Genomic DNA, 24,750 nt, shown 5'->3' on the forward strand with positions numbered 1-24,750 from the left:
ATTTGAGATTCATACGTGAATAGCCAAGGCCCCGAGCAGCAGATCATTACGCAGGCGGCCGCCGAGTGGGCGGTGCGTCTGCACGCGGGCCCGTTGAGTGACGAGGCGCAGGCGCACTTGGCGCAGTGGCTGGCGTGTGATGAGCGTCATGGGCCTGCGCTGCAGTTTGCGCAGCAGACATGGGCGGCGCTGGGAGAATTGGCGCTGGAACCGCACGCACTCAAGCCCGAGGCTCACCGTTTAAGGCCCGAGTCGCCGTGTGCCCGGCCTGCGCCCGTCACTCGACGCCGTCGGCCGTTGCGCTGGGTAGGGCGCGCGGCGGCAGTTTGCATGGTGCTGGCAGTGGCGTGGGTCGGCGGGCCGAACCTGCTGGTGCAGATGCAGGCTGACTATCGAACCGGCACGGGCGAGTTGCGCACTGTGCAGCTGGATGACGGCAGCTCGGTGGAACTGGATGCGTCGAGTGCCATTCGCATTGACTACGACACCCACGAGCGGCGCATCAGCTTGCTGGCCGGTTCCGCCGTGTTTGACGTTGCGCCCATGGGCGAGGCCGAAACCCGACCGTTCGTGGTGCAAAGTGCGGGGGGGCAGACCCAGGCCCTGGGCACCCAGTTTGTTGTCGGGCGCCAAGGCGCGGATCAGGCCTGGGTCGGCGTTTTGCAACACAGCGTGGCGGTCAGCGTGCAATCGCCACCCAACGGGGGCGCCGCGCAACAGGTGCTCAAAGAAGGCCAAAGTGCGCGCTATACCCCACAGCGCGGCGTGCAGCTGTTGCCGGGCTTTGACCTGAGTTCAGCCACCGCTTGGCGCCGGGGCGTGCTGGTATTTGACCGCCAGCCGCTGGACCAAGTGCTTGAGCAGCTCAACCGCTATCGCCCCGGCCAGGTCGTACTGGCCAACCCGGCATTGGCCAGTCGGCAGGTCAGCGGTGTTTTCCGCCTTGAAATGCTCGATGGCGCGCTGCACACCCTCACCCGCGAACTGCACATCAAACGCGTCGAACTGGCCGGGGTCACCCTGATTTATTGACCGGTGATGCTGCCATTGACCGGCAACACGGGGCTGCGAGCCATCAGCGAATCGCAGCCCCGTTTTACCTTTTTGAACATTAATCGCAAAAAGCCTTACTGAGTTTTCCCTGCTCGCACGTCTTGCTATTGAGATTCATTCGCAATGCAAATCGTGCACGTTTGGGGATAACAAGAATGGTGTTCAATCAGCGCAAAGGGGTAGGGGCCGCCAGCCGGTTAGCCTTTGCAGTTCATGTCGGTGTGTTCGCGTTGTTGGCAGCGCAGGTGCCTGCTCAGGCGGCTTCAAAAACCGAGAGCGCAGTGCAGCAAACGTTCATTGCGTTTCATATTCCGGCCCAGCCGCTGGACAAAGCAGTACTGCAATTTGCCGAGCAGGCCGGTCTGCAAGTGCTGTTCGACAGCCACCTGCTGCAAGGTCTGCATGCCCCGGCACTCAAAGGCGACTTCGGGGTACAGGAAGGCCTGGCGCGACTGGTAGGCAGCAACCCGATTGAATACCGCTTCACGGGCGAGCGCCAAGTCACCCTGACCCGGGTGGACGGCAACCCCACCGGCGCGCTGGCCCTGGGCACCACCTCTATTTCTGCCAGTGAGGCAGAAGGCAATAGCGCTGACTGGGTGTATCAGACGCCTGAAGCGGTTTCCGTCATCACCGGCGAGCAAATCAGTAAACGTGCGCCACGTCACGCCGCTGACATGCTGGAAGAAACGCCCGGTGTGTACACGGCAGTGGATCAACGCGATCCGGGGTTATCAGTGAACATCCGCGGCCTGCAGGACTACGGCCGCGTCAACATGAACGTTGACGGTATGCGTCAGAACTTCAACGTTAATGGTCATCAACATCGCAATGGAGTGATGTTGATCGATCCGGAAATGATCTCCAGCATCGAGATTGAAAAAGGCTCGCAATCGGGTATGGGCGGTGCGGCGGTACTCGGCGGGATTGCCACCTTCAAAACGCTGGAAGCCAGCGAATTTCTCAAGGACGGCAAATCATTTGGCGGCCGTGTTCGTGCGGGCAGTGGCCTGGGCGAAATGGGTAATGGCACCTATTTCAATGGCGGCGGCGTGTTCGCATTCGGTAATGACATTGGCGATGCGTTGTTTGCGTATAGCGAGCGCCATTTTGGCAATTACCGCAGCGGAAGACAGAATGCGGACAACCTGGGGGATTCAATCCGGGTCAAAAAATACAGGCGTGAAGCCTGGAACGACTGGTTGAACAGCGAAGTGGGCGATGCGGGTAGTGTGACACGCTCACAAATGGTCAAGTTCGGGCTCAATCTGCCCAATGATCAGCGGGTACAACTGAGCTACTTGAACACCGACAGCGACAGTAATGATTCGTGGACCTACGCCACCCCGGGTCAGAAGAGTTACGACTATGTGCGCCACAGTAAAAACAATCTGGGCACTGCCAACTACGCCGTTGACTACAGCTACAACCCGGATAACGAGCTGATTGATTTCAAGAGCAAGCTGTATTTCGTCAGCACAGAGCTGGAACGTGCGAATGCACGGCATATGGCGACCGCCGACAACGCATTCGATGCGTACAAGGATCGTTTCCGTACCGACACATGGGGGCTGCAAGCACAAAATACCTCGCTGTTTAATTTCGACACGTGGGGTCAGTTGAATTGGACGTATGGCCTGGAGATGTATCAGGACACGTTCAAACCCAAGACCCACAAAGTCTCTGCCAAAAACGAGTCAACGTTGCCTTACATCGAAGGTGCGGACCCTGCGGGCAAGCGCAGCATGGCCAGCCTTTTCAGTCATCTGCAATACGACTATGACGGCTGGCTGACAGTCAGTGGGGGGCTGCGTTATGACCGCTACCGGCTAGAAGGCGAAACCGGCATGACCTTGTATCGCAAAAAAGTCATCCGTCACGAAAACGGGGTCGATGTGATCGGCAGCGGTCCGGCCGTTCGGACAGAAGACCTTTATGACATTGATCGTACGGACGGCAAGTTTTCACCCACCTTCGGTCTCGCGGTCAAACCGGGGGTGGACTGGTTGCAGCTCTACACCCACTGGGGTAAAGGCTGGCGCCCGCCCGCCGTGACAGAAGTCTTCATGACCGGACGACCTCACGGCGGCAATGCACCTGAACGGGTATTTCCTAACCCGTTCCTGAAGCCTGAAGAATCTCGGGATTGGGAAGTCGGATTCAACATTTTTAAAGAATCATTGTTTTTTAATAATGACCGTCTCGGTATGAAAGTTTCGTACTTTGATAACCGCATCAAGAACTTTTCATTCATGCAGTACGGCATCATGTTGCCGGAAGAAACGGCCACGGGTAATTTTGGTGATTTGGCCTACGTTAACAGTTTGAGCGATACACGTTTCCGAGGCGTTGAATATCAACTCAACTACGACATGGGGCGCATGTATACCAACTTCAGTTATACGCACATGATCGGTAGTAACGATTTTTGTTCGAAAGATTACTTTATGGGTGGCGCCAAAAAAACCGGTAAAAAATTAAAAAGTGGCTATGAACGGTTTCAATTGCCTAACGGGCGCTGGAGCTTACGTGCCGTGCACGAAACGGAATGGCTGGATAATGACGAGCGTAATAATAAAGTCAGTTGCGGCGGGGTCATGGGCGCGGCGGCTTACATGCCAGCTGACCGCGGCTCTTTAACGGTCGGCGCACGGTTTCTTGAGCGTCGTCTGGATACCGGTGTCCGTTTGCGTTATAGCCCCGGCAACGGTTCAGATATCAATACCCATAACTATCAGAGCCTGGAACAAGCGACGTGGCCCAAGTACAGCGTGTATGACCTGTATGCCAGTTATTGGGCAACCGATGCGTTGAACCTGACACTGGTATTGGAAAACGCCACTGACGAAGCCTATTTCGTGGCCATGGGCGACGCCAATAATGTGAGCCTCGCGCGCGGGCGCACGCTCAGCGGAATGCTCGAATATAAGTTCTAAGTGATGCCCTGAGTTTTTAAAGGTTTGCTCATTTCGAGTGAAAGTGCGCGTGTGTGCGCAGCGTTATTAACTGTCCATTGAAAAGGATCAAGTATGACTATTTCGATTACTTACAACTCTGCATTTGGGGCTTTCTCGGTTCAGGATGCATTGAGCGCGTGGTCGACCGGGTTTACGACTGCTGGCCATGGCACCGGTAATACGGGCGGCTTTAATACCGGTGGGCGTGCAATGACGGGTGAGCAATATGCAACGCACGGTGCACAGGGTTCGGAATATGCATTTATTGCCGCAAGCGACACCGATAAGGGGCTCAACTATGTGTTCGATCCCAAAGTCTCCCCGGGCGATAACATGAACCATTACCTGTGGGGCGAATTGGATACCGTTACCTTGGGCACGGGGCTGCAGGGTGGAAACGGCACTGATTTCGGTTTGAACGACTACACCGCTTCCTTCAACGGCCTCGACCTCTCCGCGGCCAGTGACGCCGGCCGGGCAGGCAACGCTGTTCAGGACGTGATCTATGGCCTGATGAAAGGCGACGTCTCGGGCCTGGAAGGGGCACTCAACAACCTGCTGAGCGGGTTCGGCTTGTCCACCGATTCCACCTTCGACGACCTGGCCGCCGCCGGTCTGGCACACACCGACGCACCGCTGGCCGCCGATATCGATCTGGTGGGTGTGCAAGAGGTGGCTCAGGACTGGGCATTGGCGGCGTAAACCCCGTCTTGTCCTGTCGCCACGGTTGACGGTTGACGGTTGACGGCTGACAGGACGCCGTTGTGCCGCGCATGCTCCCCCCAGCGTGCGCGGTTTTGTTGGTTCATCGCTCACGGAATCGCTTCATGACCCGGCACAATGCCCACGTCGCCAACGAGATGCTGGCTGCCTTGACGGCCTACAAGCGTGCTTTTTTCAACATCGGCCTGTTCTCGGCCGTCATCAATTTACTGATGCTGGCCCCCGCGCTGTATATGTTGCAGGTGTACGACCGGGTGCTGGCATCGGGCAATCTCATGACCCTGTTAATGCTGACGCTGATGATCCTCGGGCTGTTCGCCCTGATGGGCGCGTTGGAGTGGGTGCGCAGCCAGGTGGTCATCCGCCTCGGCACGCAAATGGACATGCGCCTGAATCAGCGGGTGTATGACGCGGCATTTGAAGCGCAATTACGCACCGCCAGCCCCGCCGCCGGGCAGGCGCTGAGTGACCTCACCCGCTTGCGTCAGTTTGCGACCGGCAATGCGCTGTTCGCGTTTTTCGATGCGCCGTGGTTCCCCGTGTATCTGTTTGTCATCTTCATGTTCAGCCCGTGGCTGGGGCTCTTGGCCTTGGGCGGGGCCGTGGTGCTGATGCTATTGGCATGGATCAACCAGCGGGTTTCGCACGGCCCTCTAAAAGCCGCAAGCGAATGGTCGGTGGAGGCCACGCAGCAGGCCAGCGCTCACCTGCGCAACAGCGAAGCGATCGAGGCCATGGGCATGCTCGACACCCTGCGCGAGCGTTGGCTGGCACAGCACACCGCGTTTTTGACGCAACAAAACCTGGCCAGTGAAAAAACCGCCACCGTCAGTGCCTGGTCCAAAGGTGTGCGCCTGGCCCTGCAATCGCTGGTGCTGGGGCTCGGGGCATGGTTGGCCGTGCAGGGGCAGATCACGGCGGGGATGATGATCGCAGGGTCGATCCTGATGGGGCGCGTGCTCAGCCCGATTGATCAGTTGATTGGCGTCTGGAAGCAGTGGTCGTCCGCCCGTTTGGCCTATCAACGTCTGGAGGCGTTGTTGCAGGCCTATCCGCCGCGCCCGCGTCGGATGGCATTGCCAGCGCCCACAGGTGAATTGTCCGTCGAACAACTGGGCGCCTGCGCACCGGGCACCCGGCGCGCCACGTTGGCCAACCTGAGTTTCGCGTTGTCCGCCGGTCAAGTGCTGGGCGTCATCGGCCCTTCAGGCTGCGGCAAGTCCACCCTGGCGCGATTGCTGGTGGGGGTCTGGCAGCCCGTCACGGGCAAGGTACGGCTGGACGGCGCGGACTTGTCGCAGTGGGACAAACACCAACTCGGCCCGCATCTGGGCTATTTGCCTCAGGACATTCAACTCTTTGCAGGGACCATCGCGCACAACATCGCACGCTTTGCAGAGGTCAATGCCGACAAGGTGCTGGCCGCTGCGCAAATGGCGGGCGTCCATGAACTGATCCTGCAATTGCCACAGGGGTACGACACCGTGCTGGGCGACAGCGGCGCGGGGTTGTCCGGTGGGCAAAAGCAACGCATCGGGCTGGCGCGTGCCGTGTACGGCTTGCCCGCTGTGATCGTCCTCGACGAGCCCAATTCCAATCTGGACGACGCGGGAGAGCAGGCGTTGTTGCAGGCGATTACCCGGCTGAAAACCCTGAAGCGAACGCTGATCTTGATTACCCACAAGCCCAATGTGCTGACCCTCACCGATCAACTGCTGATCTTGCGTGAGGGGCAACTGCAAGCGTTCGGACCGACCGCCAGCGTGCTGGCGGCACCGGCTTCGGGGCAAGCGCGCCCTGCGAAACCGGCCATGAACGTGAGCTACCGCCTCGGTGTGGTAGAGGCGGGCAAGGCATGAGTTTTACGAACGTTAAAGCGCTGGACGACCGTAACGTCCTGCAACTGGATGACCGCCGCTACGCGCGGTTGGGGTGGCTGTTGATGCTCGGCGGTTTTCTCGGTTTTCTCGGTTGGGCCGCGCTGGCGCCTCTCGATAAAGGCGTAGCCGTCTCAGGCAACGTCATGGTCTCGGGGCACCGCAAAGTGGTGCAACATCCCAGCGGCGGAATTGTGGCGCGCATTGACGTGCGCGAAGGTGACAGCGTGACGGCCGGGCAGGTGCTGATTCGCCTCAAGGAGACGCCTCTGCGGGGGCAGGCGCAGTCGTTGCGTAGCCAGTTTTATGCGTCGCTGGCCAGCGAAGCACGGCTCAATGCCGAGGCCGATGGCGCCACACACGTGAGCTTCCCGCCCGAACTGCTGGCCCACCAGGATGAGCCCGAGGTGGCGCCCAATCTGGCGTTGCAAGCGCAGTTATTCCATAGCCGACGTCAGGCATTGCTGCTGGATCAGCAGGGCATCGGTGAAAGCATCGCAGGCGCCGAGGCGCAACTGCGTGGGGTGCGTGATTCCCAGGCCAATAAAATCCTGCAACGCACGGCCCTGACTGAACAGCTGGAAGGCCTGCGTGAACTGGCCCGCGACGGTTACATCCCACGCAACCGGCTGCTGGACAGTGAGCGCGTGTATGCCCAAGTGCTGGGGTCGATCAGCGAAGACTACGGGCGCAGCGGGCAGTTACAGCGACACGTGCAAGAGATGCGTCTGAAAGTGCGTCAGTTGGCCGAGGAGTATCAAAAGGAAGTCCGCACACAATTGGCCGAGACCCGGGTGCGTTCAGAAGACCTGCGTCACCGGCTGGCCTCGGCAGAGTTCGAACTGGCCAACAGTCAGCTGCGTGCGCCCGCGTCGGGCATTGTGGTGGGGCTGGACGTGTTCACCGAAGGTGGCGTTATCAAGCCCGGTCAGGCGTTGATGGAAATCGTCCCGCAAGGCGAGCCCTTACTGGTGGAGGCGCGAGTGCCCGTTGAACTGGCTGACAAGGTGCATGCCGGGTTGCCGGTTGAACTGATGTTCTCGGCTTTCAGCCAGAGCACCACGCCCCGGGTGGCGGGTGAGGTGACGCTGGTGTCGGCGGATCGCCAGGTGGATCAACGTACTGACGAGCCGTATTACACGCTTCGTGCCCAAGTCAGCGAAGCCGGGCTCAAGCAACTGGCCGGTTTGCAGATCCGTCCGGGCATGCCGGTGGAAGCGTTCGTGCGCACGGGCGAGCGTTCGCTGCTCAACTACGTGTTCAAGCCCTTGCTCGACCGCACCCACATGGCGCTGGTGGAGGAATGAGCGTGCGCCGACTTTTTTACGCGGTGGTCATGGCCTTCGGCTGTTCGATGCCCTCGGCGCACGCGTTGGGGTTGCTCCAGGCGTATGACTTGGCCGTACGTAACGATCCGACGTTTCAGGCGGCCATTGAAGAACGGGCAGCGGGGGAGGAAAACCGCGCCCTGGGTCGCTCCGCGTTATTGCCGACGTTGTCGTGGAACTACAACAACTCGCGTAATGCTTCGCAGGTCACCCAAGCCGACACGCGCACTGACCGTGACTACCGCAGTTATGCGTCGACCCTGACCTTGCAGCAGCCGTTGCTGGACTACGAAGCCTATGCCCGGTTCCGACAAGGTGCGGCGCAAGCGTTGTTCGCGGATGAGCGCTTTCGCAGCAAAAGCCAATACCTGTTGGTTCGCGTGCTAAGTGCCTACAGCCAGGCGCTGTTGGCCCGCGAGCATATTGAGTTGAGCCGTGCGCAAAAGCGCGCCTATGCCGAGCGCCTGCAACTGAACCAGCGTTTGCTCAAAGGCGGCGAAGGAACGCGCACCGATGTGCTGGAAACCCGCGCGCGCCTGAGCATGGCCGTGGCGCAAGAAATCGAAGCGCAGGACGATCAGGACGCTGCGTTGCGTGAATTGGAAGCGATGTTGGGTAACCCGTTGCAGGTTGAAGACCTCGACCCGCTGGTGGCGCCTTTCACTGTCCCGCCACTGGAGCCCCAACGTTTTGAAAACTGGCGCGAACTGGCATTGGCCAATAACCCTGAACTGGCGTCGCAACATCATGCACTGACATCGGCCGAGTACGAAGTGGAGCGCAAGCGGGCCGGTCATCTGCCCACACTCAGCCTGTATGCCAGCAGCCGGCAGTCCAGCTCCGATTCAGAAAGTACCTATAACCAGAAATACGACACCAACAGCGTAGGCATTCAGCTACGTGTGCCGTTGTTTGCAGGGGGCTCGGTGTCGGCTTCCACGCGTCAGGCGGCGCGGCAATTGTCTCAGGCGCAGTACGAACTGGACGCACAGACCGCGGCCACGCTGGTTGACCTGCGCAAACAGTTCAACCTTAACAACAGCGCGGCGGCCAAGGTGCAGGCATATGAAATGGCAGTGGACTCCGCCAGTGCCCTGGTGCAAGCGACGCAAAAAAGCGTACGGGGCGGGGAGCGGGTCAATCTGGACGTATTGGACGCAGAGCAGCAGTTGTTCAGTGCGAAGCGGGATTTGGCGCAGGCGCGTTACGCTTATTTGCTGGCGCGGGTGCAGCTCAAGTATTACGCCGGACTATTGAACGAAGGGGATTTGCAGCAGATGGCCGGGTATTTTCAACCCTGAAAACGCCAACCCTTGACGCTGCCTCGCGCCTCGTCGGTGACTACAGGTTGCAAAGTAGTCACCGACGAGGCGCGCAGGGCTGTGGTTTTTGGGGGTTACCGGCGAACCAGCAGCACACCCGATTCCATGTGGTGGGTCCACGGGAACTGGTCAAACACCGCGCAACGCTCGATGCGGTGGGTGTCGTGCAGTTGGGCGATGTTCTCGGCCAGGGTCAGCGGGTTGCACGAGATGTACAGAATGTTATCGAAGCGGCGGGTGAGTTCGCAGGTGTCCGGGTCCATGCCGGCACGCGGCGGGTCAACGAATACGCTGCCGAAGTCGTAGCTTTTCAGGTCAATGCCCTGCAAGCGGCGGAACGGACGCACTTCGTTCAGCGCCTCGGTCAATTCTTCAGCCGACAACCTGACCAGCGTGACGTTATCCACAGCGTTGTCGCGCAGGTTGTTGAGCGCGGCATACACCGAGGTCTTGCTGATTTCAGTGGCCAGCACTTTGCGCACGCGGGTCGCCAACGGCAGGGTGAAGTTGCCATTGCCGCAATACAGCTCCAGCAAGTCGTCCGAACGCTCGCCCAGCGCTTCGTAAGCCCAGTTGAGCATCTTCTGGTTGACGGTGCCGTTGGGCTGGGTGAACGCGCCTTCGGGCTGTTGATAACTGAACGTGCGGCCTGCCACGTCGAGTTTCTCCACCACATGATCGCGACCGATCACCACACGTTTGCCTTTGGAGCGGCCAATCACGCTGATGTCGAGGTCTTTGGCCAACTGTTCGGCGGCGTTCTGCCAGTGCTCGTCCAGCGGACGGTGGTAGCACAAGGTAACCATCGCATCGCCCGCTAACGTGGTCTGGAACTCGACTTGAAACAGTTTGTGGCTCAACGCGGCGCTGGCTTTCCAGGCGGCCTTGAGCTGCGGCATCAATTGATTGATGCGCAGGCTGGCAATCGGGAAGGTGTCGATCAGGATCGGCGTGCGCTTGTCTTGCGGGGAAAACATCGCGTAGTGACGCTCGCCCGCTTCGCGCCACAGGCGGAATTCGGCGCGCAGGCGGAAGTGTTCCATCGGCGAGTCGAAGACCTGAGGCTGTGGCGCGTCGAACGGTGCGAGTAACTCACGCAGACGATTGGCCTTGGCCTCCAGTTCGACGGCATAGGTTGCAGAATCAAACGGCAAGGCACTCATGCGTAAAACCAACCCAACTTGACCACGAACAGGACCGACAGAATGATCAACGGTGCATTCAGTTCGCGTGCGCGGCCCGACAGCAACTTGATCACGGTCCAGGAAATGAAGCCGAAGGCAATGCCGTTGGCGATGGAGTACGTGAACGGCATCGCCAGCGCGGTGATGACCACCGGTGCGGCAACGGTCACGTCGTCCCATTCGATTTCGGCCAGGCCACTCATCATCAGTACCGCCACGAACATCAGGGCTGGCGCGGTGGCGAAGGCCGGTACGCTGGCCGCCAGGGGCGAGAAGAACAGCGCCAGCAGGAACATGATGCCGACCACGATGGCGGTCAGGCCGGTACGGCCACCGGCGCTCACGCCTGCTGCCGATTCGATGTAGCTGGTGGTGGTCGAAGTACCGAGCAACGAACCGGCCATGGCCGCGGTGCTGTCAGCAATCAGGGCACGGCCCATTTTTGGCATGTGGCCGTCTTTGCCCATCAGGCCGGCGCGTTTGGCAACGCCGATCAGGGTGCCCGAGTTGTCAAAGAGGTCGACGAACAGGAAGGCAAAAATCACGCTGATCAGCCCGATGTCCAGTGCGCCTTTGATGTCCAGTTGCAGGAAGGTCGGGGCCAGCGAAGGCGGCATCGACATCACGCCACCGAACTCGGTCACGCCCATCAGGATGGACGCGACGGTCACGCCCAGAATCCCGATCAGCACGGCGCCACGGACCTTCAGGGCTTCGAGTGCCACGATCACGGCAAAGCCCAGGGAGGCCAGGACGACTTTGGGTTGCGTCAGATCGCCCATGCCGACCAGCGTGGCCTGGTTGGCCACTACGATGCCCGCGTTACCCAGTGCGATCAGTGCCAGAAACAGGCCGATGCCGGCAGCAATCGCCGAGCGCAGGGGCAGCGGAATGCTGTTGATGATCCATTCGCGGATGCGAAAGATCGACAACAGGAAGAACAGCACGGCAGAAATGAAGACGGCACCCAGTGCGACCTGCCAGGTGTGCCCCATGTGCAGGACCACGGTGTAGGTGAAGAAGGCGTTCAGCCCCATGCCCGGCGCCAATGCGATCGGGTAGTTGGCGATGAGGCCCATGATGGCCGAACCGATGGCTGCCGCCAGACAGGTCGCGACAAACACGGCGCCTTTATCCATGCCGGTCTCACCGAGGATGCTCGGGTTTACGAACAGGATGTAGGCCATGGCCAGAAACGTGGTGATACCCGCAAGAATCTCGGTCCGCACGTTGGTGTTGTGTGCCTTGAGTTGAAACAGCCTTTCCAGCATGCCAGTCCCCGTGGCGCCCCCAGGCGCCGTTATTAAATCGTTTTCAACAGCAAAGCACAGACTTGTAGCGCCTGAAGATTTTCTGTCTGTCGGAAAAAGCCGCGCATCATACCAGCAGCTTCAGCGGATGGCTGCTTTGGTTTGGTTGAGCGGCGATGTTTTGTAACGACTGGGGGACAGGCATACTGTGTGCCAGTTTTTCGGGGGACTTATGACGCGCACCATCAACGCTGTTTTGGCTTGTTTGAGCCTGTTCCTCAGTGCAGGTCTGCAGGCGGCGCCAGCGCTGCCCTTGAGCGGGGTCGAGATTTTGCAGGTGGTCTCTAAATCGGGCGCTACAGAGGAAGTGCGCGGCACGGACACCACCCATCGCACGCACCATGGCGCCAACATCCGCGTGCATGTGCTGGAGCGGGGCTATGGCGGTCATCAGCCGTGGGTAACGTTCAATGGCCATGAGGTCGATGGCACACGCACTCCGGTGTGTAACCAGGGCGAGGGGCTCGTGACCTGCAACGGTGCAGGGACCACGGTGGGCTACCTGTATACGTTCACCTTGAGTAACACCGATGGCGGCTGGTTCGAGTTTGCTAACACCTCGCTGGTGCCGCCGCATAACCGGCTCAGTGCTCGCCTCTATATAAAGTAGGTGTGCCCCAAACGCCGCGACTACGGGGCTTTTTCTTCCAGCATGCGGTCGCGTCTGGCCAGACCCGGGAACAATTTTATCCACAGCCCGGTGACGACCAGCGTTCCGACCCCGCCCATTACCACTGCGGGCACGGTGCCCAGCCAATGAGCTGTCGCGCCCGATTCGAACTCACCCAACTGGTTAGATGCACCGATGAACAGGCCATTGACGGCGCTGACGCGGCCGCGCATTTCATCCGGGGTTTGCAGTTGCACGAACGACGCGCGAATCACCATGCTGATCATGTCCGCCGCGCCGAGCACGACCAGGACTGCCATTGAGAACCAGAAGGATGTCGACAGCCCGAACGCAATGGTGGCGACACCGAACACGCCCACGGCCGTAAACATGATGCGGCCGACCTTGCGTTCTACCGGGAACCGGGCCAGCCACAATGACATCAGCAGCGCACCCACTGCCGGTGCCGAGCGCAACATGCCCAGGCCCCACGGGCCGGTGAGCAGGATGTCTTTGGCAAATACCGGCAAGAGCGCCGTTGCGCCGCCCAGTAGCACGGCAAATAAATCCAGTGAGATCGCGCCCAGCACGTCCGGGTGACGGCGGATGAAGCGAATGCCGCCCAATAGCGAGTCCAGCGTGGCCTTGCCTTTGTTCAGTGCTGCTTGCCGTGCAGGCAGGTTGCTCATCAACAGCGCGGCAATCAGGTACAGCGCAACGGAGGGGCCATACACCCAGACACTGCCAAAGGCGTAGAGCAAACCGCCAAATGCCGGGGCAATAATGGTGGCCGATTGCTGCGCCGCCTGGGCAGCGGCCACGGCGCGGGGGAACAGACTGACCGGTACGATCGAAGGCAACAGGGCTTGCGTGCTGGGCATTTCGAAAGAGCGCGCGCTGCCCAATAGAAACGCCAGCAGGAAGATCATCTCCCGCGTCACGTGATCGCTTGCGCTGCTGATGGCCAGTGTCAGCGCAATCATGCCCTGTACGGTTTGGCACAGCGCCGCCACTTTGCGGCGGTCATAGCGATCGGCCACGTGCCCGGTGTGCAGCATGAACATCACGCGCGGGGCAAACTCGATAAGCCCGACCCAGCCCAGGTCCATGACGTTGCCCGTCAATTGATAGAGGTTCCAGCCGATGGCCACGGTCAGCATTTGAAACGCACTGGCGGTAAAGATGCGGGCAAACCAAAAGGCGACAAACGGTCGGTGATGGCGCAGCAATAAAGGCGGGGTAGTCATCAATAAGAGAGCCGTTGGGGCGGGCAGGGAAGAGCGCGAGATTATCATTAATCTGTAACAAGTGATGACGCGAAGTAGTGCGCGGAAAAGCTGACCAACGGGCGCTCATAAACCGTGTTGCAGTGATTACCTGCACTTCTTGCAACGGTCTATTCCGGGGCCTGGGACATCATGTCACGCGACAACAAACCACATTAGCCGCTCGACCAGAATGGACTACTCTTTCAGCAATGCTTGATCCAGATCAAAACACCTCGCGTTTTATCTGGAATGGCCAGCCGGCCAGATCCCCTTCGTGCCTTGGTTGAAAGAGCGAACACCGATTCGCACTGGCCCAGGCCTGCGGGACAGTTGGATACGGGCGCCGTGCCTGTGTTCTGAACGACCTGATACCTGATAGAGGAAAGCTTATGTTCGGTTTGGAGGCTTTAGATCTCGCCCGAATTCAGTTTGCGTTTACCGTATCGTTTCACATTATTTTCCCCGCCATTACCATCGGTCTCGCCAGTTATCTGATGGTGCTCGAAGGCATGTGGCTGAAAACCCGTGACGACACGTACCGCGATCTGTATCACTTTTGGTCGAAGATTTTCGCTGTCAACTTTGGTATGGGCGTGGTTTCCGGTCTGGTCATGGCGTATCAGTTCGGCACGAACTGGTCGCAGTTTTCCGACTTTGCGGGGTCTGTCACCGGGCCGCTGCTGACGTACGAAGTGCTCACGGCCTTCTTCCTTGAAGCGGGCTTTTTGGGCGTCATGCTGTTTGGCTGGAACCGCGTGGGTCGCGGCATGCACTTCTTCTCAACCGCGATGGTGGCCCTCGGGACACTGGTTTCGACCTTCTGGATTCTGGCCTCCAACAGCTGGATGCAAACGCCGCAGGGTTACGAAATCATCGACGGCCGCGTGATCCCGGTTGACTGGCTGGCGGTCATTTTCAACCCGTCGTTCCCGTACCGTCTGGCACACATGGCCACCGCAGCCTTTGTGGCGACAGCGTTCTTTGTCGGGGCCTCAGCGGCCTGGCACCTGTTGCGCGGCCGTAATACACCGGCCATTCGCCGGATGTTCTCCATGGCCATGTGGATGGCGCTGGTGGTTGCACCGGTTCAAGCCCTGATCGGCGATGCCCATGGCTTGAATACCCTGGAGTATCAACCCGTGAAGATCGCGGCGATTGAAGGTCACTGGGAAAACAAACCCGGTGAGCCAACTCCGCTGATTCTGTTCGGCATCCCGAACATGAAAACCGAAACCACCGACTACAAGATCGAAGTGCCGTACCTGGGCAGCCTGATCCTCACGCACAGCCTGGATAAACAGATCCCGGCCATGAAGGATTACCCGGCCGCTGACCGTCCGAACTCGACCATTGTGTTCTTCACCTTCCGCATCATGGTTGCGTTGGGGATGATCATGATCTTCATCGGTCTGTGGAGTGTCTGGTTACGCAAGCGCGGCACCCTTTACGAAAACCGCTTGTTCCTGCGTCTGGTGTTGTGGATGGGGCCGTCCGGTCTGATCGCGATCCTGGCAGGCTGGTTCACCACGGAAGTGGGGCGTCAGCCGTGGGTGGTTTACGGGCTGATGCGCACCGCCGATGCGTCGTCCAATCACAGTGTCACGCAGATGAGCATCACCCTGATCATGTTCGTGCTGGTCTACTTCTCACTGTTCGGGGTAGGGCTGGGTTACATGATGCGTCTGGTGCGCAAGGGCCCGGTGACTCACGAAGGCGACGAACACCCGTCCGGTGGTCCAGGTCAGCAACGCACGCCTGCCCGTCCTTTGTCTGCTGCCCATGAAGGCACAGAAGAAGGTCACAGCGACAGCCTGAACAAGGGGAATTGAGTCATGGGTATTGATCTGCCACTTATCTGGGCAATCATCATCATCTTCGGGATCATGATGTATGTGGTCATGGATGGCTTCGACCTCGGGATCGGCATCCTCTTCCCGTTCATCAAGGGCGAGAAAGACCGCGATGTGATGATGAACACGGTTGCGCCCGTATGGGACGGTAACGAAACCTGGCTGGTACTGGGCGGGGCCGCGTTGTATGGCGCCTTCCCGCTGGCGTACTCGGTGGTGTTATCGGCGCTGTACCTGCCTCTCATATTCATGCTCATCGGCCTGATCTTTCGCGGCGTGGCCTTTGAGTTCCGCTTTAAGGCCCGCGCCGAGAAGCGCCACATTTGGGACAAGGCGTTCATCGGAGGCTCGATTGCGGCGACGTTCTTCCAGGGTGTCGCGCTGGGGGCGTTCATTGATGGCATCCCGGTGGTCAATCGTCAGTACGCTGGCGGCGGACTGGACTGGCTCTCGCCGTTCACCGTGTTCTGCGGGATTGCGCTGATCGTGGCGTATGCCTTGCTCGGTTGCACCTGGCTGATCATGAAAACCGAAGGCCACCTGCAAGAGCGCATGCACAAGCTGGGTCGCCCTCTGGCATTGGCGGTATTGGTCCTGATGGGCGTGGTGAGCCTGTGGACACCGCTGGCGCATTCCGACATCGCGGCGCGCTGGTTCACGTTGCCTAATCTGTTCTGGTTCCTGCCCGTACCGATTCTGGTACTGGTGACCATGTACGCATTGCTCAAAGCGATCGCCCGTAATGCCCACTACATCCCGTTCCTGTTGACCCTGGTGCTGATTTTCCTGGGTTACAGCGGGCTGGGTATCAGCCTGTGGCCAAACATCGTCCCGCCTGCGATTTCGATCTGGGATGCAGCGGCGCCGCCGCAAAGTCAGGGTTTTATGCTGGTCGGAACCCTGTTCATCATTCCGTTTATTCTGGGTTACACCTACTGGAGCTACTACGTGTTCCGCGGCAAGGTGACCCACGAAGACGGTTACCACTAGTCGCATGGGCCGCTGCGGCCTGAGGGTCGCAGCCATTGCCTGCAGAGGAGTGCTGAACATGGCTGGAAAAGATTATCTGAACGACGTGCAAGAGTGCGAGAAGAAGCCGCTGTGGCAACGCATTGGCTGGTTGCTGGTGATCTGGACCGCCAGTGTGGCGAGCCTGGCGGTGTTTGCCATGCTGGTACGCCTGTTTATGTCGGCGGCCGGGATGAAAAGCCACTGAATTCCCATCCCGTTGCCTTGCAGTACAGATAAAAAAACCCGCCTCGGCGGGTTTTTTTATCTATGCACACGCCTTGCTATACCCGCAGTCCGTGATCGCAGGACGCTTTACTTGCGCGCTTTGAGAATGACGAACTTGGGCGTCGCGGCCACTTGTTCGACACCCCGAAACAGTTTCGCCAACTTGCTGTGGTAGCCCAAATGGCGATTGCCGACGATGTACAGCGCACCCCCCACCACCAGTGCATCGCGGGCCTGATTGAACATGCGCCAGGCCAGAAAGTCGCCCACGACCTGCTGTTGATGGAATGGCGGATTACACAGCACCACGTCCAGTGATTGCGGCGCCTGGCCAGCCAGGCCGTCATCCGCCCGCACGACAACCTCGCGATCACCCAGTGCCGCCTGCCAGTTTTCACGTGCCGACTGCACCGCCATAAACGATTCATCGACCAAGGTGTAATGCGCATCCGGGTTACTCAGCGCACTGGCAATCGCCAGAACGCCATTGCCACACCCAAGATCCGCCACCCGCGCAGCCCCCAGATTTTTGGGCAGATGCGGCAGAAACGCCCGCGTGCCGATGTCCAGGCCCTCGCGGCAGAAGACGTTGGCGTGGTTGATTAACTCGATGGCGGGCTCATCGAGCCGGTAGCGGGTCGGATAAGGTGAGGTGAAAGGCTCTTTGTCTTCCACTGTCGCGCTCAGCAATCGTGCTTTTTTCACGGCCAATGAGGCCTGTACCGGCCCGATAAAGCGTTCCAACAGATCGCCGGCGGCGCGGGGCAAGTGTTTGATCATGGCGCCCGCAATCACCTGGGCGCCCGGCGCCAGTTGGCCTTGCAAACGGATCAGTTGTTCTTCGAGCAGCGCCAGGGTTTTCGGCACTTTGACTAAAACGCAATCAAACGGCCCGATCAGAGGCTGGCTCGCAGCAATGACGGTCACGGCATCGAATGCACACTGATGACGGGTGAGGTTTTTTTCCAGGGCCTTGATAGCCAGAAACGAGTCGCTGCTGCTGGTGACATGCATCGAGCCGACCAGGCTGATAGCCAGCGCACCAAAACTGTCATTGAGCACCAGGACACGGCTGCCTTTGGGCAGATTCTGTTCGGCCAGGTGATTGAGTAAATACTCGTCCGCAGCATCGAAGGCCTGAAGCGGCTCATTCTGTTGTTCAGGCTGGCGGATCAAGTGGAGTTGGGCGAACGGGGTGTCGAGCACAGGCATTTGAACAAACTCTGGGGAATCGACAGTGGCGTCTGTGCCTTGAGGGCAAGAATCAACACTGGCGTCCGTGGGGTTTACAGGTGTGCGCGATTTTACTTTTTTTTGCAGGGGATTACCTGACGCGTTTATCAGGTGAAGGGATGGATGTGAGCCACTCAGGCGTTTGGCTATAACAAGCCCGACTTGGTCGCGATGACCACGGCTGACGTTTTATTGTTCGCGCCCATTTTGCGGATGGCACTGCTGATATGGAAATTCACCGTCCGCGTGGTCAGGCTCAGGATCATGCCAATGTCAAAAGCGGTTTTGCCTTCCGCCGTCCACTTCAAGACTTCGGACTCACGCGCCGAAAGGCGAGTGGCTTGAGGGGGCGGCTCGTGCCGGGGCAAATATCGCGCCGTCATGGCTGTGTGCAGTTGGTTGCACAGCCACAGCACATCAGCGGCCTTCTCGGTGAACTCGAGCTCCGTGAGCGGCGTGTTTGAGCGGGCCAGGCTCAGAATGCTGACAACGCCGCTGGAGTCGTGCACCGATTGTGACCAGCCATGATTCAAACCGTACGCTTGAGTGCTCTCCCATAACTCGGGAACGTCGTGAAACACCTCTTCGTCCCAGATGATGGGCGAGATGGATAACTGGCAATGGATGACAATAGGGTTTCTTTGTACATAATGATTGCTTTCGTACTGTTCAATAAATTCTTTTGGATAGTTAGTCAGCGTTTTACTATGCGTAACGATATTTCCATAACGGGGGATTAACCGAAACAGAAAGTATTCAAAACCATACATATGTATCTTTTTGAGTGTGTAATCGATCAGCTGACTTTCAGTTTTATGGCTAATGCACTGATTTTCATAGGCTATTTGATAGGTCTTCATGAGGAGATCCTTTGCCCCTTGTTATGTGATCCAATTTGAACAACGTTGTCATAGTAGTTGAGATCTGTAGGAAAATTCAAAGCAGTTGGTCGTGTTTTTTTCAATTACTTGAACTAGCAGAATTAGTGTAAATGCACGAGTATCGGTATTCGATATAGCGTGGATGCGTCTATGTTATTAGGCGCTCTATGTGAGTGCCTGTTTTTTGACGCCATTAAAACTTACTTGTATAGGCAGGCGGTTTTGCACCAAGAACATGACACTTGTGTGATTCACGCCATGTTTAAAATGTTTATTTAAAACGCGTTTTAGATGATGGCAAAACAATGCCATCACAAATCGTCGGTGTTTCTTATGGGGCGTTTGCGCGACACTAGGGCACTAGCCAATGGAGTGCACCATGACTGCCAGCGCAGAAAAATTCACCCGTCAGACCCTGCTTGATGTTCGTCCTATGACTCCGAGCCTTTTCACCCTGCGTACCACGCGGGACAAGGGTTTTCGTTTCACGGCAGGCCAGTTTGCCCGGCTGGGCGTGACCAAAGCCGACGGCAGTACGGTCTGGCGCGCGTACTCGATGGTGTCGTCGCCCCATGATGACTTCCTCGAGTTTTTCTCCATTGTCGTACCGGGGGGCGAATTCACCAGCGAGCTGAGCCGTCTGCAAGTGGGTGATACGTTGCTGGTTGATCGGCAGGCGTTTGGGTACTTGACCTTGAATCGGTTTGTGGATGGCCGCGACTTATGGCTATTGGCAACCGGCACAGGGGTGGCGCCATTTTTATCGATTCTTCAGGACTTTGAAGTGTGGGAGAAGTTCGAGCGCGTCATTCTTGTTTACAGTGCGCGTGAAGAAAAAGAACTGGCTTATCAGCCGTTGATTCATCAACTAATGCAGCGAGAGTATTTGGCTGAATATGCGCACAAGTTTATCTATGTGCCTGTTGTGACACGTGAAAAAGTCGCGGGTGCATTGAATCAGCGAATGACATCGCTTATTGAAAGTGGCGAGTTAGAGCGTGCTGCAGGTGTAGCGTTAACGGCTGAGCATTCACGGGTGATGATATGCGGTAATCCTCAAATGATTGAGGATGTTCGCGCGCTTTTAAAACACAAAGCCATGCGGCTAAGTTTGACGCGCAAGCCGGGGCAGATAGCGGTCGAGAACTATTGGTAAGGCTGCTCCCTCAGTGACGCTCATATAAAAACGGCGCCTGATGGCGCCGTTTTTTTAACAGCCGGTTTAAGGCCGATTGTTTTGTACCTTGAGCAAGTCGCGAATTTCGCCCAGCAACTCCTCTTCTTTGGTTGGCACCGGCGGTGCGCTTGGCGCGACAGCCTCTTCACGCTTGAGGCGATTGATCGCCTTGACGCCCATGAAGATGGCAAATGCCACAATGATGAAATCGATCACGCTCTGGATGAATTTACCGTAGGCAAGCACAACGGCCGGGGCATCGCCCACGGCGGCTTTGAGCGTAATGGCCAGGTCACTGAAATCCACGCCACCGATCAACAAACCCAAAGGAGGCATGATCACATCGCCGACGAAGGATGAAACGATTTTGCCAAATGCCGCGCCGATGATAATACCGACGGCCATATCGACCACGTTCCCTTTGACCGCGAAGGCCTTGAACTCACTTATCACGCCCATAGGTTATTCCTTGTTACAGATGAGGTTGGTTAACGCAGTGTAAATCAGCCTTGGGGATCTTGCCCGATTGGCTGTTTGCCGCTACGCGTTTGTTATCGACCGGCCAGTACGTCATAAGTTTTCAAATACTCGGCAGCGCCCGCCAAATACGCGACTCAGAGGTTCAACTCCAGACTTTTTTCTTAATGGGTTGCTTGAGACCTTTCTATTTAGACTTTGCCCCGCCGACCTCTAGCCTTTGCACCGTGCACGTTGATGCGCCCCCAATGATTAGAGGATCTACGCATGACCACCTCCCTTGGCTTCGGACTGTTTTCACAGCGACGCGTGCTGTGTGTGTTGAGCGCCAGCCTACTGTCGGCTTCTGTCCATGCCGCCACCTTGACCCGCGATAACGGCGCTGCCGTAGGCGATAACCAGAATTCGCAAACCGCCGGGGCCAACGGCCCGGTGCTGTTGCAAGATGTCCAACTGCTGCAAAAGCTGCAGCGTTTTGATCGTGAGCGCATCCCTGAGCGGGTCGTACACGCCCGTGGTGCGGGTGCTCACGGTACGTTCACCGTGACCAACGACCTCAGCGATCTGACCAAAGCCAAAGTGTTTGCCGGCGGTGAAGTCACGCCGGTGTTTGTGCGTTTCTCGGCGGTGGTGCATGGCAATCACTCGCCCGAAACCTTGCGCGACCCACGCGGTTTTGCGACCAAGTTCTATACCGCCGACGGTAACTGGGACTTGGTCGGCAACAACTTCCCGACGTTCTTTATCCGTGACGCGATCAAGTTCCCGGACATGGTGCATGCCTTCAAGCCTGACCCGCGGACCAATCTGGATGATGATTCCCGTCGTTTCGATTTCTTCTCCCATGTACCGGAAGCGACCCGCACCCTGACTGAGCTGTACTCCAACTCAGGCACGCCGGCCAGCTACCGTGAAATGGACGGTAACGGTGTGCACGCTTACAAACTGGTGAATGCCAAGGGCGACGTGCGGTATGTGAAGTTCCACTGGAAAAGCCTGCAAGGGCAGAAAAACCTTGATCCGAAACAGGTGACTGAGGTTCAGGGCAAAGACTACAGCCACATGAGCAATGATCTGGTCACCCACATCAAAAACGGCGACTTCCCCAAGTGGGACTTGTACGTGCAGGTGCTCAAGCCTGAAGACCTGAAATCCTTCGAGTTCGACCCGCTGGACGCCACCAAGATCTGGCCGAATGTGCCGGAGCGCAAAGTGGGTCAGATGGTCCTGAACCGTAATCCGGCCAACGTGTTCCAGGAAACCGAACAGGTTGCCATGGCGCCTGCCAACCTGGTGCCGGGTATCGAGCCGTCGGAGGACCGTCTGCTGCAAGGCCGCGTCTTCTCCTACGCCGACACGCAAATGTACCGTTTGGGGGCCAACGCCCTGCAATTACCCATCAACGCTCCCCGTGTAGCCGTCAACAATGGCAACCAGGATGGCGCGATGAACCTCGGTCACACCACCACGGGTGTGAACTACCAGCCGAGCCGTCTGGAACCGCGTCAAGAGCCGCAAACCGCGCGTTACAGCGAGATGGCCCTGTCGGGGACGACTCAGCAAGCGAAGATCGCGCGTGAGCAGAACTTCAAACAGGCGGGCGATCTGTACCGGTCATTCAGCAAGAAAGACCGTCAGGACCTGATTGACAGTTTCGGCGGCTCGCTGGCGACAACGGACGATGAAAGCAAACACATCATCCTGTCCTTCCTCTATAAAGCGGACCCTGAGTACGGAACCGGTGTAACCCACGTCGCAAAAGGTGACCTGAGCCGCGTCAAGGCACTGGCTGCCAAGTTGGTCGACTAATACGCACTCCCTGTAATCGCTGCTGGGCAGTGGTTGCAGGGTTTACCTCCGGGAGGTCGCACCATGCGTTTTTTTATACCGTTCGCCGTGCTGTTTATCAGTGTCTGCGCTCAGGCCGATGAGCCGGACATGCGCGTGCAACTTCAGGATTATTACTTCGACGCTGCCCGCCGAGGCGATGTGGCCATGCTCGAAACCTTCATTGAGTCGGGGTACGCCCTCGACACTCAGGACAGCAAAGGCTACAGCGCGTTGATTCTGGCGGCGTATCACGGCCAGTCCGACGCGGTCGAGCGTTTACTGGCCGCCGGGGCTAATGCCTGCGTGCAGGACAAACGCGGTAACACCGCCTTGATGGGCGCTATTTTCAAAGGTGAGCTCAAGATTGCCCGCCGGTTGCTGGCCACCGAGTGCAACCCGGACCAGCGTAACCAGGCAGGCCAGACTGCCGCCATGTACGCGGGGCTGTTTAAGCGTGTTGAGTTGCTTAACGAACTGACTCGCCACGGCGCGGACCTGAATGCCGAAGATCCGTTGGGTAACAGTGCCGCTCGGCTGGCCAAGGGTGAAATCCGCATGCCGGTGGCGCGCTGATTGAGGCCGAGTGGGCTATCATCGCGTTTTTTTCCGTGGAGTTCAGATGGCCAAGCCCAAGCGCATTTACGGCTGCACTGAGTGCGGTGCAACGTTTCCCAAGTGGGCCGGGCAGTGCGGCGAGTGCGGTGTCTGGAACACGCTGGTCGAAACCGTCGTGGAAAGCGGTTCTGCGGCACCGCCCAGCGGTCGCACCGGTTGGACCGGGCAGCAAGCCCAGCTCAAAACCCTGGCGGAAGTCAGCATCGAAGAGATTCCGCGTTTTTCCACAGCATCCGGCGAGCTGGATCGCGTGCTGGGTGGCGGACTGGTCGACGGCTCTGTGGTGCTGATTGGTGGCGATCCGGGTATCGGTAAATCCACCATCCTGCTGCAAACCCTCTGTCACATGGCCACGCGCATGCCAGCGTTGTACGTGACGGGCGAAGAGTCCCAGCAGCAAGTGGCCATGCGCGCCCGCCGCCTGGGGCTGCCGCAGGACCGCCTCAAGGTGATGACCGAGACCTGCATCGAAAGCATCATCGCCACGGCCAAGCTCGAAAAACCCAAGGTCATGGTGATCGACTCGATCCAGACCATTTTTACCGAACAACTGCAATCGGCCCCGGGTGGCGTTTCGCAAGTGCGTGAAAGCGCGGCGTTGCTGGTGCGTTATGCCAAATCCAGTGGCACGGCGATTTTCCTCGTCGGTCACGTGACCAAAGAAGGCGCGCTGGCCGGGCCTCGCGTGCTGGAGCACATGGTCGATACCGTGCTGTATTTCGAAGGCGAGTCCGATGGACGCTTGCGCCTGCTGCGTGCGGTGAAAAACCGTTTTGGTGCCGTCAACGAACTGGGCGTGTTCGGCATGACCGACAAAGGCCTGAAAGAAGTGTCCAACCCGTCAGCGATTTTCCTGACGCGCGCGCAGGAAGAAGTACCGGGCAGTGTGGTCATGGCGACCTGGGAAGGCACGCGTCCGATGCTGGTCGAAGTGCAGGCGCTGGTGGACGACAGCCACATGTCCAACCCGCGGCGCGTGACATTGGGGCTGGATCAGAACCGGTTGGCCATGTTGCTGGCCGTGTTGCATCGCCATGGTGGCATCCCGACCCACGATCAGGACGTATTCCTCAACGTGGTGGGCGGGGTGAAAGTGCTCGAAACGGCGTCTGACCTGGCCTTGATGGCGGCGGTGATGTCGAGCTTGCGCAATCGCCCGTTGCCCCACGATTTGCTGGTATTCGGGGAAGTCGGCCTGTCGGGCGAAGTGCGTCCGGTGCCGAGCGGGCAAGAGCGTCTCAAGGAAGCGGCCAAGCATGGCTTCAAACGCGCCATCGTCCCCAAGGGTAATGCCCCGAAAGAGTCACCGCCCGGTTTGCAGATCATCGGGGTGACGCGGCTGGAGCAGGCGCTCGATGCCCTGTTTGAATAGCGTTCACTGCTCGCTGATCAAGGCTTTCAACTCGCGCTGAAGCAGCGCTTCATCGCCCAGGTTGAGTTCGACCACTCGACGCAGGTGGCTGATCGACTGCTGGTCGATGCGGGTGCATTCAAAGCCCAGTTTGTGGGCTTCGGCGTGGGCCAGGCGCACGTCCATGATGATGTGCGTCTCATCGTTGAGGTGGATGTCGGCGCTAAACACAGAATCTGGGCCAGGGCGCCAGTCCAGCGGCTTTTCAATCAGCAGCCCCTTGAGCGATACATCCAGCAGTTTGACCGACCAGTGCAGCGGCCCCTGGCTAATGCGGGTCTGGGCATCGAATGCAATACGGGTAAAGTGCCGACGTTCATCAGGCTGCGTGTGCATGGTCAAATCCTCCGGGCGTGCCTGAACTATAGTCCCGATCCGGCGATTGCCAGTGATGAAAAAAACCGCGCT

General features: G+C 58.4%; 21 protein-coding genes. 14 read left to right on the plus strand and 7 right to left on the minus strand.

Annotation, left to right across the window (positions count from 1 at the left end; translation table 11 throughout):
- The first annotated feature begins 15 nt into the window (after nucleotides 1-15).
- From IF654_RS03985 to IF654_RS04010, 6 genes are all read left to right on the plus strand, one after another.
- On the plus strand, nucleotides 16-1,032 hold the full coding sequence (locus tag IF654_RS03985; protein ID WP_047283098.1) for a FecR family protein: 1,017 nt from the start codon (nucleotides 16-18) through the stop codon (nucleotides 1,030-1,032).
- Nucleotides 1,033-1,208: 176 nt separating this feature from the next.
- Nucleotides 1,209-3,989: a TonB-dependent receptor gene (locus IF654_RS03990; protein WP_194862748.1), complete on the plus strand. Its 2,781-nt coding sequence runs from the start codon at nucleotides 1,209-1,211 to the stop codon at nucleotides 3,987-3,989.
- A 93-nt stretch (nucleotides 3,990-4,082) separates the two neighbouring features.
- Nucleotides 4,083-4,712, plus strand: a complete 630-nt coding sequence (locus IF654_RS03995; RefSeq protein WP_047273545.1) for a heme acquisition protein HasA — start codon at nucleotides 4,083-4,085, stop codon at nucleotides 4,710-4,712.
- A gap of 125 nt (nucleotides 4,713-4,837) precedes the next feature.
- Entirely contained in the window at nucleotides 4,838-6,592 is a 1,755-nt protein-coding gene (locus IF654_RS04000) for a type I secretion system permease/ATPase (RefSeq protein ID WP_194862747.1), read from the plus strand.
- Entirely contained in the window at nucleotides 6,589-7,917 is a 1,329-nt protein-coding gene (locus IF654_RS04005; protein ID WP_094987448.1) for an HlyD family type I secretion periplasmic adaptor subunit, read from the plus strand. Before IF654_RS04000 ends, IF654_RS04005 begins: the two co-directional genes overlap by 4 nt.
- Complete coding sequence (locus tag IF654_RS04010) at nucleotides 7,914-9,239, plus strand: TolC family outer membrane protein (RefSeq protein ID WP_418889549.1); 1,326 nt, start codon at nucleotides 7,914-7,916, stop codon at nucleotides 9,237-9,239. The genes IF654_RS04005 and IF654_RS04010 overlap by 4 nt, the downstream gene beginning before the upstream one ends.
- 95 nt (nucleotides 9,240-9,334) lie before the next feature.
- Here IF654_RS04010 and trmA read toward each other — a convergent pair whose 3' ends face one another.
- Nucleotides 9,335-10,423: a tRNA (uridine(54)-C5)-methyltransferase TrmA gene (gene trmA / locus IF654_RS04015; RefSeq protein ID WP_047273548.1), complete on the minus strand. Its 1,089-nt coding sequence runs from the start codon at nucleotides 10,421-10,423 to the stop codon at nucleotides 9,335-9,337.
- Nucleotides 10,420-11,715 (minus strand): NCS2 family permease, encoded by a 1,296-nt coding sequence (locus IF654_RS04020; protein ID WP_047273549.1) that lies wholly within the window; start codon nucleotides 11,713-11,715, stop codon nucleotides 10,420-10,422. Before IF654_RS04020 ends, trmA begins: the two co-directional genes overlap by 4 nt.
- A 211-nt stretch (nucleotides 11,716-11,926) precedes the next feature.
- On the opposite strand from IF654_RS04020, the gene IF654_RS04025 reads away from it, so the two are divergent.
- On the plus strand, nucleotides 11,927-12,364 hold the full coding sequence (locus tag IF654_RS04025) for a DUF4879 domain-containing protein (RefSeq protein WP_083334233.1): 438 nt from the start codon (nucleotides 11,927-11,929) through the stop codon (nucleotides 12,362-12,364).
- Between the two features lie 20 nt (nucleotides 12,365-12,384).
- Here the strand turns inward: IF654_RS04025 and IF654_RS04030 are convergent, their stop codons facing one another.
- On the minus strand, nucleotides 12,385-13,611 hold the full coding sequence (locus tag IF654_RS04030; RefSeq protein WP_409354959.1) for an MFS transporter: 1,227 nt from the start codon (nucleotides 13,609-13,611) through the stop codon (nucleotides 12,385-12,387).
- Between the two features lie 410 nt (nucleotides 13,612-14,021).
- Between IF654_RS04030 and IF654_RS04035 the strand changes: the two genes are divergently transcribed.
- From IF654_RS04035 to IF654_RS04045, 3 genes are read left to right on the plus strand one after another with little or no spacing between them, the layout of a single operon-like run.
- Nucleotides 14,022-15,461 carry a cytochrome ubiquinol oxidase subunit I gene (locus tag IF654_RS04035; RefSeq protein WP_047273552.1) on the plus strand — a complete coding sequence of 480 codons (1,440 nt, stop codon included), beginning with the start codon at nucleotides 14,022-14,024 and terminating at the stop codon, nucleotides 15,459-15,461.
- Nucleotides 15,462-15,464: 3 nt separating this feature from the next.
- A complete protein-coding gene (gene cydB / locus IF654_RS04040; protein WP_194862746.1) occupies nucleotides 15,465-16,472 on the plus strand; it encodes a cytochrome d ubiquinol oxidase subunit II in 1,008 nt (335 codons plus the stop codon).
- Between the two features lie 58 nt (nucleotides 16,473-16,530).
- The gene (locus IF654_RS04045) at nucleotides 16,531-16,698 is read left to right on the plus strand and encodes a DUF2474 domain-containing protein (RefSeq protein ID WP_047273554.1); all 168 of its coding nucleotides are present in this window, start codon (nucleotides 16,531-16,533) and stop codon (nucleotides 16,696-16,698) included.
- 107 nt (nucleotides 16,699-16,805) lie between these two features.
- Here the strand turns inward: IF654_RS04045 and IF654_RS04050 are convergent, their stop codons facing one another.
- A complete protein-coding gene (locus tag IF654_RS04050; protein WP_047273555.1) occupies nucleotides 16,806-17,930 on the minus strand; it encodes a methyltransferase in 1,125 nt (374 codons plus the stop codon).
- Nucleotides 17,931-18,097: 167 nt separating this feature from the next.
- Nucleotides 18,098-18,811 carry a helix-turn-helix transcriptional regulator gene (locus IF654_RS04055; RefSeq protein WP_047283092.1) on the minus strand — a complete coding sequence of 238 codons (714 nt, stop codon included), beginning with the start codon at nucleotides 18,809-18,811 and terminating at the stop codon, nucleotides 18,098-18,100.
- Between the two features lie 400 nt (nucleotides 18,812-19,211).
- Between IF654_RS04055 and IF654_RS04060 the strand changes: the two genes are divergently transcribed.
- The gene (locus IF654_RS04060) at nucleotides 19,212-19,988 is read left to right on the plus strand and encodes a ferredoxin--NADP reductase (protein WP_047279067.1); all 777 of its coding nucleotides are present in this window, start codon (nucleotides 19,212-19,214) and stop codon (nucleotides 19,986-19,988) included.
- Between the two features lie 66 nt (nucleotides 19,989-20,054).
- Here the strand turns inward: IF654_RS04060 and mscL are convergent, their stop codons facing one another.
- Nucleotides 20,055-20,468 carry a large-conductance mechanosensitive channel protein MscL gene (gene mscL, locus IF654_RS04065; RefSeq protein ID WP_047273558.1) on the minus strand — a complete coding sequence of 138 codons (414 nt, stop codon included), beginning with the start codon at nucleotides 20,466-20,468 and terminating at the stop codon, nucleotides 20,055-20,057.
- A gap of 285 nt (nucleotides 20,469-20,753) precedes the next feature.
- Between mscL and katB the strand changes: the two genes are divergently transcribed.
- The 3 genes from katB to radA all read left to right on the plus strand — a co-directional run bounded on the left by katB (nucleotide 20,754) and on the right by radA (nucleotide 24,303).
- Complete coding sequence (katB, locus tag IF654_RS04070) at nucleotides 20,754-22,295, plus strand: catalase KatB (protein WP_047273559.1); 1,542 nt, start codon at nucleotides 20,754-20,756, stop codon at nucleotides 22,293-22,295.
- A gap of 63 nt (nucleotides 22,296-22,358) precedes the next feature.
- Nucleotides 22,359-22,889: an ankyrin repeat domain-containing protein gene (locus IF654_RS04075; protein ID WP_047283089.1), complete on the plus strand. Its 531-nt coding sequence runs from the start codon at nucleotides 22,359-22,361 to the stop codon at nucleotides 22,887-22,889.
- Nucleotides 22,890-22,935: 46 nt separating this feature from the next.
- Nucleotides 22,936-24,303 (plus strand): DNA repair protein RadA, encoded by a 1,368-nt coding sequence (gene radA / locus IF654_RS04080; protein WP_047273562.1) that lies wholly within the window; start codon nucleotides 22,936-22,938, stop codon nucleotides 24,301-24,303.
- Nucleotides 24,304-24,306: 3 nt separating this feature from the next.
- On the opposite strand, the gene IF654_RS04085 is transcribed toward radA, so the two are convergent.
- Entirely contained in the window at nucleotides 24,307-24,678 is a 372-nt protein-coding gene (locus IF654_RS04085) for a PilZ domain-containing protein (protein WP_169837951.1), read from the minus strand.
- Nucleotides 24,679-24,750: the final 72 nt, after the last annotated feature.

Origin of the sequence: Pseudomonas lundensis (genome assembly GCF_015377145.2) — a bacterium.
GTDB classification, from domain to species: domain Bacteria; phylum Pseudomonadota; class Gammaproteobacteria; order Pseudomonadales; family Pseudomonadaceae; genus Aquipseudomonas; species Aquipseudomonas lundensis.